Source organism: Oscillibacter sp. (assembly GCF_040505565.1).
In the GTDB taxonomy this organism is placed as follows: domain Bacteria; phylum Bacillota; class Clostridia; order Oscillospirales; family Oscillospiraceae; genus Oscillibacter.
This window is the reverse complement of the sequence record NZ_JBEUWZ010000027.1, coordinates 13,798-30,724: the sequence shown is the minus strand read 5'-3', so window position 1 is coordinate 30,724 and position 16,927 is coordinate 13,798. Positions and strand designations below refer to the sequence as shown.

Genomic DNA, 16,927 nt, shown 5'->3' with positions numbered 1-16,927 from the left:
TCAGCTCCGGCGGTAGTTCTCCGCCGCCTTCAGGTACGCCCGCGCCTCCGCTCGGTTGCTTTCGATCTCAGGCGGTGTCAAAGGTCGGACCACTCTGGCGGGGCTGCCCAGAATCATGGAGCCGTCCGGCGCGTCCAGCTTTCCGGTGACCAGAGCCCCGGCACCCACGATGCAGTCGTTTCCGATCCTTGCTCCGTTTAAAACCACGGAGCCCATGCCCACCAGCGTATTGTCCCCCACGGTGCAACCGTGGAGAATGGCCCCGTGGCCGATAGTGCAGCCCCGGCCCACGACGGTCCCCTCGTGGAGCAGACAATGGTCCTGAATATTGGTGTTCTCTCCCACCTCGATATGGCCCCAGTCACCCCGAAGCACGGCGTAGTACCAGACGTTGACGCCATTGCCCAGCGTCACGTCTCCGGTCACCACCGCGCCCTCGACAATCAAAACATGTTCGTCGGTCTCTCTCTTTTGATACGGCATTGCTTTTTCACAATCCTCTCTCAGATGGCGAAGTTTCCATTCACGAACACGGGAATCTTCTCTCCGTCGTGTGTAGTCCCCACGATGGAGAGATCCTGCGTTCCCACCATGAAATCCACATGGGTGATGGAATAGTTCAGGCCTCTCTTTTTCAACTCGTCCCGGCTCATTTGCTGTCCGCCCTTCAGACAGGGATACGCCTCGCCGAAGGCGATGTGGCAGGCGGCGTTCTCGTCGAACAGTGTGTTGTAGTAAAGAATTTTCTGGTTGGAGATCGGGCTGTCATAGGGCACCAGCGCCACCTCCCCGAAATAGGACGCGCCCTCGTCCACGGAGATGGCGGCTTTCAGCGTCTCCTCTCCCTTTTCCGCGCGGGCCTCTACGATCTTGCCGTCCCTGACGACAAAATGAAATTTGTCGATGATGTTGCCGTCGTTTACCAGAGGCATGGCGGCGTATACCACGCCGTTGACCCCGGTTTTCAGCGGGGAGGTGAACAGCTCCTCCGTGGGGATGTTGGCAATATAGGCCTGGCCCTTCAGCGTCACGTCGTCTCCGGCTTCCCAGATATGGCCCTCCGGAAGTTCTACCGTCAGGTCGGTGCCAAGAGAATTTGTGTAATGAAGGAATTTGAAATTCAGCTGATTCAACTTTTCCTTACGCTGAGCTAATGTCTCGATGTGGCGCCGCCACTTCGCAACGGCGTTGCCGTCTCCGCTGATGCGGACGGCGGTAAAAATAGCGTCCCACAGCTTTTCCATGGCCTCGTTCTCGCCCGCGTCCGGGAATACCCGCTTCGCCCAAGAGGGAATGGGGATGGAGGCGATGCACCAGGGGAATCCGCTGCACATCTGGAGGCGGTCGAATTCCCGCAGAGCCTTGCCGCTGGCTTGCTGTGTCCGAACAATGCGCCCGGAGTCCACACCCTTCAGATTTTCCGGATTGCTGGCCGAGATGGCGAGATAGGCCGCGCCCTCCAGCGCATAGTCATTATAAAAGTGCCGCCGCCACAGGGGAACGCTGTCAAACACATCCTCCTCTGCCCGGAGGTATTTCATCCGGCTCAGCGCATCGTCGCCCCAGTTCATCACTACCTCGCGGCAGCCCGCGTCATAGGCTTCGGCGGCACACATCCGGGCAAACCAGGCGCATTCCACCGGGGAAGAGATCACCAGAGTCTGGCCTCTTTGTACGTTCAGCCCCACCCGAATCAGCAGAGCGGCGTATTCCTTGGATTTTTCCTCATAATCCATGTTCATCAGCCTCCATTTCACTTAAAAGTTACCTTTTTCCTCCCTGCGCAGGGAAATCAGGGTCCCGTTCAGCTCCGCCCCCATGATGAGCGCTGTCGCGCTCATATACATCCACACCAGCAGGGCCATCACCGTTCCGATGGAGCCGTACAGCAGGGAATAATTCGCGATGTTCTCCATATAGATGGCGTAGATCCACGACAGCACCATCCATGCTGCAAGAGATGCCAACACACCGGGGAGCAGATTTCGCCAGGGCTGGCGGGTATCCTGAGTAATGGCATACAGCGCCAGCAGCGCGAAGCAGGCCGTCACCGCAGCCAGCGGAAAACGCAGCCGGGCCCACAGCTCCGCCACGAAGGCGGGCAGATAAAAATGCTCCACCGCATACTGGAGGACCGTGTTGCTGACGCTCATCAGCGTCAGTGTCAGCACCAATGTTGAAAGCAGAAGCACCGTGTAAGCCAGCGTCCGGATCAGGTGTGCCATCGCGTGCCGGGGCGGGCCCAGATGGTATGCTGTGCGCACGGAGCGCATCAGGGTATTGGCTGCCCTCATGGGAAAGTAAATGGAGAACACCAGACCAAACATCAAAAGGCGCACGTTGGAATTGGCCCCCACATGAACCAGATACATTCCAACGAAATTCACAGCGACCTTCGGTAAAATCTGTCCCAGGTCCGCCAGAATTTCCGCCACGTCCAAATGCAGCAGACCCAGCAGGGAACTGATGAAAATCAGCATGGGAAAGATCGCAAACAGCAGGTAAAACGCCAGCGCCGCGCTCTGAATGTTCACGTTATGCCGTAGGTACCGCCGTGCCATAAAATAGACGCCTCTCCAGAACTTGTTTTTCGGCAGCGGCCGCAGATATGGTCCGTTCATGGCGTCTCCCTCCTTCGCGCATACACATATACAGTATTTACCGGCGGAGCAAAAATATGACAGCCGGCAAATCGCGTCACATCGCAGGTGTGATTTTATCATGGTTTTGGGCCGCCGTCCACTGTCTTTTCCCGGTTTTTCCATTTTTTTGAAAAGGAACCGCCGCTTTAAAGCGGCGGTTCCTCCTCTCCCTGCCCGCAGGCGCGGAGAGACTCACAGATTTCGGATCTGATTCTGGATCAGACTGCCAACTGTATCTGCGAACTGATCCAGCCGACGGATGCGGGTGAAATTCCGTCCGTAGATGGTCCGTGCCGTGCTCAGATCCTCGTCCTCCCCGGTAAAGACGCAGATCACCGCCGTGCCGGTACGGATGATGCCGCGGACCTCCCGGGCGGTGTCCAATATGCCGGTCCGCTCCGCGTAGTCGAGATAGCTTCCGTTGCGGGAGACCTTAATGACGTCGTTGGGTTTCGCGTCGGACAGTATAATGACCAGCCGGTGCTCGCAGGGCGCGCCCTCCAGCTCCCGTCCCAAAGCGCGGATGGCTAGGCCGTCCCGATTGCAGCCGGTGGTGAAATAGTGAAAAATGTTCCCGTTCCGGTCCGTCTCCCGATAGTCCCGGAACCGGGTCATGACCGTGTACCCGCTGAGAGAACAAAACGCCGTCACCCGCACGGGGATGCCGCAGCGGGTGAGACTCTCGGCGATCATATACCCCTGGGCGGAAACCGTCTCCTGACGCAGAGTCTGAGAGGTGGAGCTGTCCAGCAGAATATCCACGCACAGATCGCCGAAATCGCTCCGCAGCGTGCGGTTAAAGACCTTGTCGTCGTTCAGCGCTGCGGCCCGCCAGACCCGGGCCGCATCCAAAATCCCAGCCGAAGTCCGCACCACCGTGGGCTGCAAATGGGCCAGCATGGCGTTACGGATGCGGGCGGTAAGCCGGGCAATGCTGGTTCGGTTACAGGTCAGATTTGCGTCATAGGCCGCTTTGTTTTTCACCATCTGCTTTAGGGCGGCCCGGCGCTGAGCGCCCGCATAACCCCGGGCGCCTTTGTCCAGATCGTCCCCGCCCCGGGCGTAGTACAGCTTGCAGTTTTTATGGTCCCCCACGCACAGATCGCGCTCCAGCTTTTCCACCTGCTCCTTTGGGTACAGGGGCGTTCCGAAATAGCTGGCGATATAGACCCGCAGAGCCTCCGCGCTCTGGGTGACGGACATGTCCCCCAGTCGACGCTGAGGGGCGGGACCGCCTTCGCCAGTGAGGTCCCGGCTGTGCTCGCCGAAGCCGTATCCAAAGCCACGGACGGCGGGCAGACGGACCCGGTTTCCCCGCTGGCTTCCAAAAATGCGGTGTTTCTTCCTGACATCCGACCCATCCGCGACTTTTGATAGGGCGGGGTCTCCAGGGACATAGCCGAAGTAGGCTGTCAGGACTCCGCGAAGCCGCTCTGCCAGGGCGTCTCCATCCAAATCACCGGGCAGGTCCAGCGCGGCCAGAATCTCCCGATCGCGGCTCTTAAGTTCCGGGTCCCGCCCCAGAATTTCCCGACAGCGGCCTGCGGTGAGAAGGTGGACGGGCCGGTCGGAGGGAAATTGCGCAAATTCCTCCAGCGTCCGCCGCGCATACCCCTGCCGCAGGGCGGGGAGCGCGGGACGGCGGTCCTTTTCCCGCTGAAACGCCGCACTTTCAAGTCCCAGCCATGTCAGCTGCTCATAGAGCTGGCAGTCCACAGACTGCTCAAAGGAGGCCAACAGCGTCTCCAGCGCACCGCCCCAATTCCGGCGGACGCAGCCCACTGCCGTATTCCAGTACAGGTCTGCCCGGCCCCTGGAATCGTAGGTCTTCAGACTCGGTTCAAACTCATATTCTTCCGCTGCGGTCCAAACCTGATTTCTCGCCCGGCGCTTTTCATTATCCTGAATTTCCATCAGTGTTCAAAGGCTTCCAGGCCCGTCAGGTCCTCCGGGATGCGGCCCCGGACCACATCTTCCACCAATTGGCGCTCAAAATCGTCGAAGCACTTGTTCACGATGCCAAGCTCCAGCGCCCGGGCTCCGGGAAGTCCCTGGCGCATCAGGCGGATGGAGGCCAGCAGGCCCCGCAGGTCCAGTGCCTTGGTAGAGATTTCCGCGCTGTCGCACTTTTTGCGGATATCGGTGAACAGGCTCATGAACTGCCGGGCATAAGCCTCCTTCAGCTCCGGGAATTCCCGATGCAGCAGCTTCATAAGATTTTCCTCCGAAATAGGCGGCATATCGATGACCAAAAAGCGGGAGGCCAGCGCCTCGTTCAGGTCCCGGGTCCCCGCGTAGCCGTAGTTCATGGTGGCGATGAAGCGGGTGGCGTCCGACAGCGGAATGCGGTCGTAACCCGGTACGTCGATGCAGCGGCGGAAGTCCAGCGTGGCATGGAGCACGGCCAAAGACTCATTTTTCGCCATGTTGATCTCGTCCAGAACGCCGAACCCTCCCTCCAGTGCGCAGCTGGCGATGGGTCCGTGGCGCAAAGAGACCTCGCCGTCGGAGAGGGTGTCTGTCCCGATCAGTGAGGCAGCGTCGGTATTGATATAGAACGACACGTCCCACTGGGGACGGCCAAACAGAGCGGAGAGGTTTTCCGCCAGATCGTTCTTGCCGGTGGCCTTGGGACCCACCAACAGCAGATGCTCCCCACTCAAAAGGGCGGAGATTGCCTCCTCCCACACGTCCCTCCCATAGTAGGGATAGCGGGGTCTGGGAACGCGGTGGGCAACGTTGTCCCGCGCCGGGGCCTGTTTTGTCCGCCAAGCTTCCGCCGCGTTCAGAAGACGTTCATCCACACCTTCCGTCCGCAGAAATTCGATCAGTTCACTCATATAATCCTCCGTTCCGCAGCCGGCGGCAAGCCACCCGTCCCGCGTTCTTTTCACTGCCCCCGTTATACGCGTATTTTCCTTATTTGTCAAACTTTTCACCAATATTTATGGCTTTATTAGTGAAATTTCATCAAAACAGTTGTTTCTTCCGCCGGAAAAGAGTAGACTAACAAAAAGTCAAATTTCGCCGCAGACGGGATCCACCGGCGCAGCCGTTTTCCAGCAATTCTGGCGTTCGCAAATTTTCCCCGCAAGCTAGGAACTGTTTGAATTCCGCCGCGAAAGCGCCGGTTCTCAAAATAAAATCAGCAAACAAGCGTCGGTGAAGGGAACTGACAAAGAAGATTGCCGGAATTGAAAAGAAGGAGTGATCGAAATCATGAGCAGACTTGATATCAAAACACCCAGCCAGGCTCAGGCCGTAGTCGACCAGCTTTACCGCGGTGTGGAGCGCCGTATCGCGGCCAGCCCTCCGGGTCTATGCCCCATTGACATGGCGCTGAATTTTTTAAATCTCTGCCATGCGCAGACCTGCGGCAAATGCGTTCCTTGCCGCATCGGACTGGGACAGCTGTCCAACATGCTGCAGGCGGTTCTGGACGGAGAGGCCGAGCTGCGCACGATTCACCGCATTGAGGAGACGGCTCAGTCCATCGTGGACACCGCTGACTGCGCCATCGGCATTAACGCGGCGCAGCTTGTCCTGATGGGACTGAAGGGCTTCCGGGATGACTACGAAGAGCACATCCTCCGTCACCGGTGTCTGGGCGGACTGAAAAACCCGGTGCCCTGTGTGGCCCTGTGTCCCGCGGGGGTGGATATTCCCGGCTACATCGCCCTGATCAACTCCGGACGGTACGACGATGCAGTAAAGCTCATCCGAAAGGACAATCCCTTCCCCACCGCCTGCGCGTACATCTGCGAGCACCCCTGTGAGGCCCGGTGCCGCCGGAACATGGTGGATGACCCGCTGAATATCCGCGGACTGAAGAGATATGCAGTGGACCACGCGGGAGACGTGCCTCAGCCTTCCTGTGCACCCGCCACCGGCAAGACCGTGGCCGTGGTGGGCGGCGGCCCCGGCGGACTCTCCGCAGCTTATTACCTGTCGTTGATGGGTCACAAGGTAACCGTGTTTGAAAAGCAGAAGCTGCTGGGCGGCATGCTGCGTTACGGCATCCCCAGCTACCGCTTCCCCCGGGAGAAGCTGGACGCGGAGATCGCCTCCATCCTGTCTCTGGGCATAGAGGTCCATGCGGGGGTAGACGTGGGTACCGAGCCCTCGCTGGACGATCTCAGAAAGCAGTTTGACTGCCTGTACCTCTCCGTGGGCGCCCACACCGACAAAAAGACGGGTATTCCCGGAGAAGACAGCCACGGCGTGGTCTCTGCAGTGGAGATGCTTCGCCACATCGGAGATGGCGAGCTGCCCGACTTTACCGGCATGAACGTCGTGGTGATCGGCGGCGGCAACGTGGCCATGGACGTGACCCGCTCCGCCATCCGCCTGGGAGCTAAAAAGGTCTCCTGCGTATACCGCCGCCGTCAGGCGGATATGACCGCCCAGCCGGAGGAAATTGAGGGCGCCATTGCCGAGGGCGCGGAGGTTTTGACACTGGAGGCCCCGCTGAAGATTGAGCCCAGCGAGGACGGCCATGTGACCGCTCTTTGGACAAAACCTCAGATCATCGGTGAAGTGGATGCCATGGGCCGCCCCCGGCCCAACAACGCCGCCGTGGAATCCAGGCGCATTCCCGCTGACGTCATCATCGTCGCCATCGGGCAGGGCATTGAGACTCACGGTTTTGAGCAAAGCGGCGTAAAAATTCAGCGCGGAGGTACTGTGCTGGCCAACGCCAGCACGCAGCTGCCGGATGTGGAGGGCATATTCGCAGGAGGGGACTGCGTCACCGGCCCCGCCACCGTTATTCGCGCCATTGCCGCGGGCAAGGTAGCCGCAGCCAACATCGACGAGTATCTGGGCTTTAACCATGAGATCGTGACGGATGTCCAGATTCCGACGCCGGATCTCTCCGACCTGCGCCCCCGGGGTCGCATCAATACCAGTGAGCGGGATGCCGGCGAGCGCATAGGTGATTTCCAGTGCATCGAGTGCGGCTTCACCGACGAGGAAGCCCAGAAAGAGTCCTCCCGTTGTCTGCGCTGCGATCACTTTGGATATGGAAACTTCAAGGGAGGACGTGTGGAAAAATGGTAAATATCGAAATAAACGGCAAGGCCCTCTCTGTTCCTGAGGGCTCTACGATTTTAAGCGTCGCGCAGCACGCGGGTATCCCCATCCCCCACCTGTGCTTTTTGAAGGACATCAACGAGATCGCTGCCTGCCGCATCTGCGTGGTGGAGTTGGAGGGAACCCAGCGTCTGATTCCCGCCTGCAACACCCAGGTGGAGGAGGGCATGGTCATCAAGACCAACAGCCCCCGTGTGCGCTCCGCTCGCCGAACGAACCTTCGTCTCATTCTCTCGGAGCACAACTCCACCTGTACCACCTGCATTCGCAGCGGAAACTGCGCTCTTCAGACTTTGTCCCACGATCTGAACATCCACTACCAGCCCTATCGGCTTCAGCCGGAAAAGTCCCGGGTGGATTTGGAGGCTCCGGTAGTCCGGGAGGCCAGCAAGTGCATCAAGTGTATGCGCTGCGTCCAGGTCTGCGACAAGATACAGGGCATGCACATCTGGGATGTGGCGGGGACCGGCTCCCGCACCACAGTGGACGTCAGCTTTAACCGTCTTCTGAAAAACACAGACTGCACCTTCTGCGGTCAATGCGTTACCCACTGTCCCACTGGCGCCCTCACCGTCCGGGACGACAGCAACAAGGTCCTGCGGGCACTGGCGGACCCGGAGATCACGACGGTGATTCAGGTGGCCCCCGCCATACGGGTGGCCTGGGCGGAGGCGTTCAGCCTCTCTCCCAAATTTGCCGCCGCCGGGCGCATGGTGGCCGCTCTGCGCCGTATGGGCTTCGATTACATCTTTGACACAAACTTCACCGCTGACCTTACCATCATGGAGGAGGGCAGCGAGTTTTTGGAGCGGTTCACCCACCGGAGTAAATACCGCTGGCCCATGTTTACCTCCTGCTGCCCCGGCTGGGTCCGATTTGTGAAGTCCCAGTTCCCGGCCTATACGGAGCGTCTCTCCTCCGCAAAATCCCCCCAGCAGATGTTCGGTGCCATCGCCAAGAGCTACTTCGCGGAGAAGCAGGGCATCGACCCGCACAAGATGTTCGTAGTGTCCATTATGCCCTGTTCCGCCAAAAAGGCTGAGTGCGAGCTTCCCACCATGAAAGATGCCTGCGGTGATCCGGATGTGGACGCGGTACTGACCACCCGCGAGATGGTGCGCCTTCTGCGCAGTGATTCCATTGTCCCCACCGACCTGCCGGAGGAACCCTTTGACAGTCCCCTGGGTTCCGGCACCGGCGCAGCAGTGATCTTCGGCGCCTCCGGCGGCGTGATGGACGCGGCGCTCCGCTCCGCCTACTATCTCGTTACCAGCAAGAATCCAAAGCCGGATGCTTTTGCCGCTGTCCGGGGAGACAACCCGTGGAAGGAGTCCTCTTTCGCCATCCCCGGAGCGGGAACGGTCCGGGTGGCGGTGGTCAGCGGCCTTTCCAGCACCCGGGCACTGATGGAGGCACTGGAGGCCGGTACCGTGGATTATGATTTTGTGGAAGTTATGGCCTGTCCCGGCGGCTGTGCCGGCGGCGGCGGACAACCCATCCACGACGGCGTGGAAATGGCCGAGGAGCGGGGCGAACTTCTATGGGATCTGGACGCCAGGAGTAAGATTCGATTCTCGCATGAGAATCCCGACGTCAAGGCGCTGTACAGCGAATATCTCAAAGAACCGCTGGGCAAAAAATCCCACCACCTGCTCCATACCGACCACGCCGCCTGGTCTGTTCCCACAAAAGAAAAAGCATAAGGCTTGAAATCTGTCTTCGGATGAAGTACTATTAGAATAATCACAAATATTGAAAGGAGTCTTCTCGTATGAAACTCATCCATACAGAAAATGCCCCCGCCGCCATCGGTCCCTATTCCCAGGGATATATTTCAAACGGATTCTTCTTTACCTCCGGTCAGGTGGCTCTGGATCCCGGTACCGGCGCGGCTGTTGGCACGGATATCAACGCCCAGACCGAGCAGGTCATGAAAAATCTGAGCGCGCTGCTGTCTGCCGCAGGCACCGACTTCACCCACGTGGTGAAAACCACCTGCTTCCTTGCGGACATGGGCGATTTTGCCGCATTTAATGAGATCTACGGCAAATACTTTACCGGGAAACCCGCCAGGTCCTGCGTGGCGGTAAAAACGCTTCCCAAGAACCTGCTGGTGGAGGTCGAGCTGATCGCAGAGGTCTGAGTGCCCTTTGAACATTAAAGATTAAAAATCACCGGCGCGCCATGTATAAGGCGCGCCGGTGATTCTATATAGGTAAGACCTCACCCATTTAGAATATAGTTCGTCAGAGTGAGCAAAATAGTTCGTCGATCTGTGTGAAAGAATCCCAAAAAAGCACTGTTTTGGTGCTTTCCAATTAAAATCCCTTGTTTTAAACGGAGAGCTGTATTAAGATTAAATATAGATTTACCAAAAAGAAAATCACATTGAGTAGGAGGGCCGACTTATGAAAAAACTGTTTTCCGTTGCTGACCGCTATCTGCGGGTCTGTGATTGGAAAGACTTTGCAGTGCTGAAGTTCTGCCTGTGCGCCTTGGGCGTGCTGATAGGACTGGCGGTTCCAACGCGAAGGAAAAAGCCCGCCGCTAAAATTGCGGGGCTGATTTTCGTGGCCACGTATATTCCGCTGATTGCTAAATTTTTGTTTGTGCTGCGCAGCAAAGAAAGCAAATGAGTCTCGAATCCGATAACCGGAAAGCAGAGGCGCATGGGCCGACTGAGAACTGAAAATTGACGGGAGGAAAGACCATGAGAGCTGCGTGGAATGAGAATCCCGTGCTGCGGGATGTGATGGCGGCGGCGGAAACCTGCTGGATTAATCCCCAAAAAGCACCGTTTGAGGCTGTCCGGGGCGGTCTTCCGGTGTGCCCGGCAGAGGTGGATGACGCGGCGGCCCGACTGGACCGCTTCGCGCCGCTGCTGAGCAGGCTGTTCCCTGAGACGGCTGCAGACGGCGGGCGGATCGAGTCGCCGCTGAGGGAACTGTCCGCACTGCGCGAAAGGATGGGCTGGCGGGAGCGCATTCCCGCGGGACGGCTTTTTATGAAAATGGACAGCGATCTGGCGGTGGCCGGGTCTGTCAAGGCGAGAGGCGGCATCTACGAGGTGCTGAAGCACACGGAGGATCTGGCTTTTTCGGCGGGGCTGCTGCGTGAGGACGGAAATTTCGCGGACCTTGCCGATCACCGGGACTTCTTTGCAAACTACACGGTGCAGGTGGGGTCCACGGGAAATCTGGGACTTTCCATCGGGATCATGTCTGCCGCGCTGGGCTATCGGGCAGTGGTACACATGTCCGCCGACGCGCGGCAATGGAAAAAAGACTTGCTGCGGCAAAAGGGCGTGGACGTACGGGAGTACGCCGGAGATTACGGAAAGGCCGTGGAGCAGGGACGGGCGATGTCTGATGCGGACCCCATGAGCTATTTTGTGGACGACGAGCACTCCAAAAACCTGTTTCTGGGCTATGCAGTGGCGGGCCGCCGTCTGGCGGAGCAGCTGAACGCGCAGGACGTGGCGGTGGACATGGATCACCCCCTGTTTGTCACGATTCCCTGCGGCGTGGGTGGAGCCCCCGGAGGAGTAGCCTATGGGCTGAAGCTGCTGTACGGCGAGAGCGTTCACATATTCTTTGCGGAGCCGGTCCAGTGTCCCTGTATGCTGCTGGGACTGGCCTCGGGTGAAAAGGACGGCGTGTGCGTACAGGACGCGGGCCTCTCCGGCATCACGGAGGCAGACGGCCTCGCGGTGGGACGGCCGTCCAAACTGGTATGCGACATGATGGGACGGACGCTCTGCGGAGAGTTCACCGTTGCGGACGGACGGCTGTTCGACGATCTGAGAGAGCTGCACGCCGCAGAGAGTGTCTTCATCGAACCGTCCTCCTGCGCGGCTTTTGCTGGGTATCGCGGCTTGATCCAATTTCCGGCGGCGCAGGCTTATCTGGAGGAGCACGGTCTTGCGGAGAAAATGGAGAACGCGGCTCACATCCTGTGGGCGACCGGGGGGAAGCTGGTGCCGCCGGAGACCCGGCGGGAGTACCTCGCAAAGCGCTGCTGAGTCTTTGCGGAAAACCCCCTTGTAATATTTTCCCGTCGGGTGTATCATACTAAAATAGCTGAACGGTTTCTCCGTGGAACTGTGAAAAGCACCCCGTAAAAGGAGGACACAATATGAGCAAAACCGCCCGTATGGTTATGAAAATCGTCGGAGCAGGTCTGGCGCTGGCTGCGTTCGTATGTCTGTTGATCGGCGGATGGCACGATCTCAGCGTGGGTTGTTGCGGTCTGAAAAAGAGGCTGAATAAGAAGTTTGGCAGTGAGTATGACGATTACGACGACGAGCAGCTATATTCCTGAAAAAGCGGGCTGCCTTCCAACGGGAGGGCAGCCCATTTTTTGGGTAGAGCGAAATGAGTCACAGTCTGGGCCCTGCAAGTCTCCCCTTGGCGCTCCCTTTCCGCGTGGCATTTCGCTGATTTTGAAATGATATATCAGACTGTGTGATTTGCCACTGACGCATATCCATTAAGCGGATAAAATAAAGAAAAAATAAAACAGGAGGAAAACGAGATGGAACTGAAGGGTACACAGACAGAGAAAAACCTGAAAGCCGCATTCACGGGAGAGTCCATGGCCCGGAATCGCTATACATTTTACGCGGAGAAGGCCAGACAGGAAGGTCTGGATGAGATCGCGAACCTATATGAGCGGATGGCGAAGAACGAGACCATTCACGCGAAGCTGTTCTATCAGCATCTGAATGGCGGAATTTCCGCGACCGCGTCGAATCTGATGGAGTCCATGAAGGGCGAGCTGGGGGAGTGGAGTTCCATATATCCCGGCTTTGCCAAGACTGCCCGGGAAGAGGGCCTTTTGGATGTTGCTGAGCTGTTTGAGAAGGTTGCCGACATTGAGTGCAATCATGAGCACTCGTTTCTGGCGGCACTGGCGAAGCTGAGCGCCACCCCCGGAAAGTCCGCGGCGGCAGAGACGCCGGAGACACAGTCCAAGACGGTCACCGTGAACGGATACCGGTGCATGTTCTGCGGCGCGACCTATGAGGAGAGACCGGATGTGTGCAGCGTGTGCCACGCGATCGGATCCTTTGAAACAGCGTCCTTCCAGAAGGAAGTTTGATAAAAATCAACCCAAAGAATTGGCGCAGGCATCCCTCTGGGGGCCTGCGCCAATTCTTTGGGTTGTGCGCATTCTTTTCCATCGCTGTTGGATAAAAAGAATGCATAAAAAAAGAAAACCGCCTTGACAGGCGGAAAACAAAATGGTATAATAAATTGCTTATGACAATTAGAAAATAGCACGCCATTCTCACTTACTGTAAATAAGATAGCATAGTTCCTATAAAAAAGCAAGAGCAAAGCGAAGAAATTTTAACAACTTACCCGTGTGTTCCTAAAATTTTGATGCCTGCTCACAGTTCAATCCGTTTTGCCGACCGGACAGGGCCGATGGGACGGACAGAAAGGTTGCGTGAATCAGAGATGTCCAAAGACAAGTACTACGGAAAGACCCTTCGTAAGAACTTTGCCCGGCACGAGGAAGTCATGTCTATGCCGAACCTGCTGGAGATTCAAAAGAAGTCGTACCAGTGGTTCTGGGACGAGGGCCTGCGGGAGGTCTTCGCAGACGTTGGCGCCATCGCCGACTACCAGGGGAATCTGGAGCTGACATTCATCGATTATAAGATGGACGAGGATCCCAAGTACGACGTGGAGGAGTGTAAAGCACGGGACGCCACGTACGCCGCACCCCTGAAGGTGACGGTCCGCCTGCGCAACAAGGAGACGGAGGAAATCAAGGAGCAGGAGATCTTCATGGGGGATTTCCCACTGATGACCCATGCCGGCACCTTTGTCATCAACGGAGCCGAGCGGGTTGTGGTCTCCCAGATTGTCCGCTCCCCCGGCGTTTATTACGGCAAGGAGATCGATCTGAAGACCGACCTCCCCATCCTCACCGCCACGGTCATCCCTTACCGCGGCGCATGGCTGGAGTATGAGACGGACGCCAACGAGTGCTTCTGGGTCCGCATCGACAAGAACCGGAAGCTCCCCATCACCTGCCTGCTGCGTGCCCTGGGTCTGAAGACCGACGCGGAGATTACCGGGCAGTTCGGGGACGACCCCCGGATTCTGGCAACCCTTGAAAAGGATCCCTGCAAGACCTATGAGGATGCCATGCTGGAGATCTACCGCAAGCTTCGTCCCGGCGAACCCCCAACGGTGGAAGCCTGCGTAACCTTGATGAACAATCTGTTCTTCGATCCCCGGCGCTACGATCTGTCCATCGTGGGCCGGTATAAATTCAATAAGAAGCTGTGCCTGTGGCCCCGGATTACCGGCTATAAACTGGCTGTGCCCGTGGCCGATCCTTCCACCGGCGAGATTTTATTTGAGGACGGCCACCTGCTCGCCGCCGACGAGGCCAAGAGCCTGGACGCCTGTGGCGTCAGTGAGGTCACCATCACCGTGGACGGCGAACCCATGAAGATCATCTCCAACAAGATGTGTGATCTGAGCCACTTTGTGGACTTTGACCCCCTGACTGAGTGCAAGATCAAGGAGCGGGTGCGCTATGACGTGCTTCAGGATCTGCTGGGCCAGTATTCCGGCGAGGAGCTGAAAGATCAGATCCGTTTGCACAGGGACGAGCTTGTCCCTAAGCACATCATTATCGACGATATGCTCACCTCTATTAATTATATGAACGGTCTCGCGCGGAATGTGTCCAACAGAGACGACATCGATCATCTGGGCAACCGGCGCCTGCGGTGCGTGGGTGAGCTGCTGCAAAACCAGTTCCGCATCGGTTTTAGCCGGATGGAGCGGGTAATTCGGGAGCGCATGACCATTCAGGACATGGATATTGTCACGCCTCAGAGCCTGATCAACATCCGGCCCGTCACCGCCGCCATTAAGGAGTTCTTCGGATCCAGCCCCCTGAGCCAGTTTATGGACCAGACAAACCCTCTGGCCGAGCTGACCCACAAGCGGCGTCTTTCCGCACTGGGCCCCGGCGGCCTGAGCCGCGAGCGCGCCAACATGGAGGTCCGAGATGTCCACTACAGCCACTATGGCCGTATGTGTCCCATCGAGACTCCCGAAGGTCCCAACATCGGCCTGATCTCCTATCTGGCGACTTATGCCCGCATCAACGAGTACGGCTTTATCGAAGCACCTTACCGCGCGATCAACAAGAAGACGTTCCACGTGGCGGAGAACATCACCTATATGACTGCCGACGAAGAGGATAACTATATCGTCGGTCAGGCCGCAGAACCGTTGGACGAAAACGGCTGCCTCATCAATTCCCGTATCACCGCCCGCCACCGCGATGAGATCGTGGAGGTGGACAAGGAGCGGGTGGACTATATCGATGTGTCTCCCCGGATGATGGTCTCCATCGCTACGGCCATGATCCCCTTCCTGCCCAACGACGACGCGAACCGCGCCCTGATGGGCGCCAACATGCAGCGCCAGGCCGTGCCTCTGCTGAAGCCCCATGCGCCGATTGTCGGCACCGGTATGGAGCACAAGATCTGCATTGATTCCGCGGTTGCCGTGCTGGCCGAGGGCGATGGTGTGGTCACCTCCATGGACGCTCGCCATGTCGCCGTGAAATACGATTCGGGCGCGACCAAGAATTACAAGCTGGTGAAGTTCCTTCGGTCCAACCATACTACCTGCATCAACCAGCGGCCCATCGTGGAGGTGGGCGAGCGGGTCCACGGAGCGGGCATTGGCCCCGACGGAAAACCCCAGGACCCCACCGTCCTGGCGGACGGCCCTGCCACCGAGCAGGGTGAAATCGCTCTGGGCCAGAACATTCTGGTCGGCTTTATGACCTGGGAGGGCTACAACTACGAGGATGCCGTCCTTTTGAATGAACGGCTGGTCCGCGAAGATCTGTACACCTCCATCCACATTGAAGAATTTGAGCTCGACTCCCGGGATACGAAGCTGGGCCCCGAGGAGATCACCCGCGACATTCCCAACGTGGGCGAGGACGCACTGAAGGATCTGGACGAGAGCGGTATTATCCGCATCGGCGCGGAGGTCCACGCAGGCGATATTCTGGTGGGCAAGGTCACCCCCAAGGGCGAGACCGATCTCACCGCCGAGGAGCGGCTCCTGCGCGCCATCTTCGGAGAGAAGGCCCGCGAGGTCCGCGATACCTCCCTGAAGGTACCTCACGGAGAGAGCGGCATTGTGGTGGACGCGAAGGTGTTCACCCGCGAGGCCGGCGACGAGTTGGGGCCGGGCGTGAACCAGGTGGTCCGCGTCTATATTGCCCAGCGCCGGAAAATTCAGGTGGGCGACAAGATGGCAGGCCGCCACGGTAACAAGGGCGTTGTCTCCCGGGTTTTGCCGCAGGAGGATATGCCTTTCCTGCCCGACGGCACACCGCTGGACATCGTGCTCAATCCTTTGGGCGTGCCTTCCCGTATGAACATCGGGCAGGTGCTGGAGGTCCATCTGGGCTATGCCGCACACGCCCTTGGCTGCAAGGTGGCCACCCCTATTTTTGACGGAGCCAACGAAAAGGACATTGCCGACATGCTTCAGCAGGCGGGTCTGAACCCCGAGGGCAAGAGCGTGCTGTATGACGGCCGTACCGGCGAGCCTTTCGACAACAAGGTCACCGTCGGCTATGTTTACTTCCTCAAGCTCCACCATCTGGTGGATGATAAGATCCATGCCCGTTCCACCGGCCCGTATTCTCTGGTGACCCAGCAGCCTCTGGGCGGCAAGGCCCAGTTTGGTGGCCAGCGCTTTGGCGAGATGGAAATGTGGGCGCTGGAAGCTTACGGCGCAGCGTATACCCTGCGTGAGATGCTGACCGTCAAGTCCGACGATGTGACGGGCCGCGTTAAAACCTACGAGGCCATTGTCAAGGGCCACAACGTACCTGAGCCGGGTGTGCCCGAGGCTTTCAAGGTGTTGGTGAAGGAGCTGCAGTCCCTGTGCCTGGATATCCGGGTGCTGGATGAAAACGGCAACCAGATCGAACTGAGGGAAGATGAGGATGCCATGGATACCTTCAATCTGGCCCGCATGGACGCCGAGGATGACCGTCACCACAACGTGGTGGAGGAGGCGGAGTTCCAGGAGTCCGGATTTGACATCGAGGACGCTCCTGACGACGCCGGCGCGGATGCCGGTCTGGACGGAGGAGACGACGCCGGTTTTGACGACGAGTGATTTGGAATTGAG

Annotated in this window: 13 protein-coding genes; 8 read left to right on the top strand and 5 right to left on the bottom strand. The window is 58.2% G+C overall.

Annotation, left to right across the window (positions count from 1 at the left end; all coding sequences use genetic code 11):
* The 5 genes from ABWQ15_RS14010 to ABWQ15_RS13990 form a co-directional block, all read right to left on the bottom strand.
* On the bottom strand, positions 1-483 hold the full coding sequence (locus ABWQ15_RS14010; protein ID WP_353909401.1) for a gamma carbonic anhydrase family protein: 483 nt from the start codon (positions 481-483) through the stop codon (positions 1-3).
* Between the two features lie 20 nt (positions 484-503).
* Positions 504-1,736, bottom strand: coding sequence for an aminopeptidase (locus ABWQ15_RS14005; protein WP_353909400.1), 1,233 nt, complete (start codon positions 1,734-1,736; stop codon positions 504-506).
* Between the two features lie 21 nt (positions 1,737-1,757).
* A complete protein-coding gene (locus ABWQ15_RS14000) occupies positions 1,758-2,621 on the bottom strand; it encodes a YihY/virulence factor BrkB family protein (protein ID WP_353909399.1) in 864 nt (287 codons plus the stop codon).
* A 213-nt stretch (positions 2,622-2,834) separates the two neighbouring features.
* Positions 2,835-4,556 carry a hypothetical protein gene (locus ABWQ15_RS13995; protein ID WP_353909398.1) on the bottom strand — a complete coding sequence of 574 codons (1,722 nt, stop codon included), beginning with the start codon at positions 4,554-4,556 and terminating at the stop codon, positions 2,835-2,837.
* Entirely contained in the window at positions 4,556-5,482 is a 927-nt protein-coding gene (locus tag ABWQ15_RS13990) for an AAA family ATPase (protein WP_353909397.1), read from the bottom strand. The genes ABWQ15_RS13995 and ABWQ15_RS13990 overlap by 1 nt, the downstream gene beginning before the upstream one ends.
* Positions 5,483-5,861: 379 nt before the next feature.
* Between ABWQ15_RS13990 and ABWQ15_RS13985 the strand changes: the two genes are divergently transcribed.
* The 8 genes from ABWQ15_RS13985 (at position 5,862) to rpoB (ending at position 16,915) form a co-directional block, all read left to right on the top strand.
* The gene (locus ABWQ15_RS13985; protein WP_353909396.1) at positions 5,862-7,700 is read left to right on the top strand and encodes an NAD(P)-binding protein; all 1,839 of its coding nucleotides are present in this window, start codon (positions 5,862-5,864) and stop codon (positions 7,698-7,700) included.
* Complete coding sequence (locus ABWQ15_RS13980; protein WP_353909395.1) at positions 7,694-9,436, top strand: [FeFe] hydrogenase, group A; 1,743 nt, start codon at positions 7,694-7,696, stop codon at positions 9,434-9,436. Before ABWQ15_RS13985 ends, ABWQ15_RS13980 begins: the two co-directional genes overlap by 7 nt.
* Before the next feature lie 68 nt (positions 9,437-9,504).
* Complete coding sequence (locus ABWQ15_RS13975) at positions 9,505-9,876, top strand: RidA family protein (RefSeq protein ID WP_353909394.1); 372 nt, start codon at positions 9,505-9,507, stop codon at positions 9,874-9,876.
* Between the two features lie 265 nt (positions 9,877-10,141).
* Positions 10,142-10,369, top strand: a complete 228-nt coding sequence (locus tag ABWQ15_RS13970) for a permease of phosphate ABC transporter (RefSeq protein WP_353909393.1) — start codon at positions 10,142-10,144, stop codon at positions 10,367-10,369.
* Between the two features lie 74 nt (positions 10,370-10,443).
* The gene (gene dsdA / locus ABWQ15_RS13965) at positions 10,444-11,754 is read left to right on the top strand and encodes a D-serine ammonia-lyase (protein ID WP_353909392.1); all 1,311 of its coding nucleotides are present in this window, start codon (positions 10,444-10,446) and stop codon (positions 11,752-11,754) included.
* A gap of 113 nt (positions 11,755-11,867) precedes the next feature.
* Complete coding sequence (locus ABWQ15_RS13960) at positions 11,868-12,053, top strand: hypothetical protein (protein ID WP_353909391.1); 186 nt, start codon at positions 11,868-11,870, stop codon at positions 12,051-12,053.
* A gap of 213 nt (positions 12,054-12,266) precedes the next feature.
* Positions 12,267-12,833 carry a rubrerythrin family protein gene (locus ABWQ15_RS13955; RefSeq protein WP_353909390.1) on the top strand — a complete coding sequence of 189 codons (567 nt, stop codon included), beginning with the start codon at positions 12,267-12,269 and terminating at the stop codon, positions 12,831-12,833.
* Between the two features lie 362 nt (positions 12,834-13,195).
* Entirely contained in the window at positions 13,196-16,915 is a 3,720-nt protein-coding gene (rpoB, locus tag ABWQ15_RS13950) for a DNA-directed RNA polymerase subunit beta (protein WP_353909421.1), read from the top strand.
* Positions 16,916-16,927 lie beyond the last annotated feature (12 nt).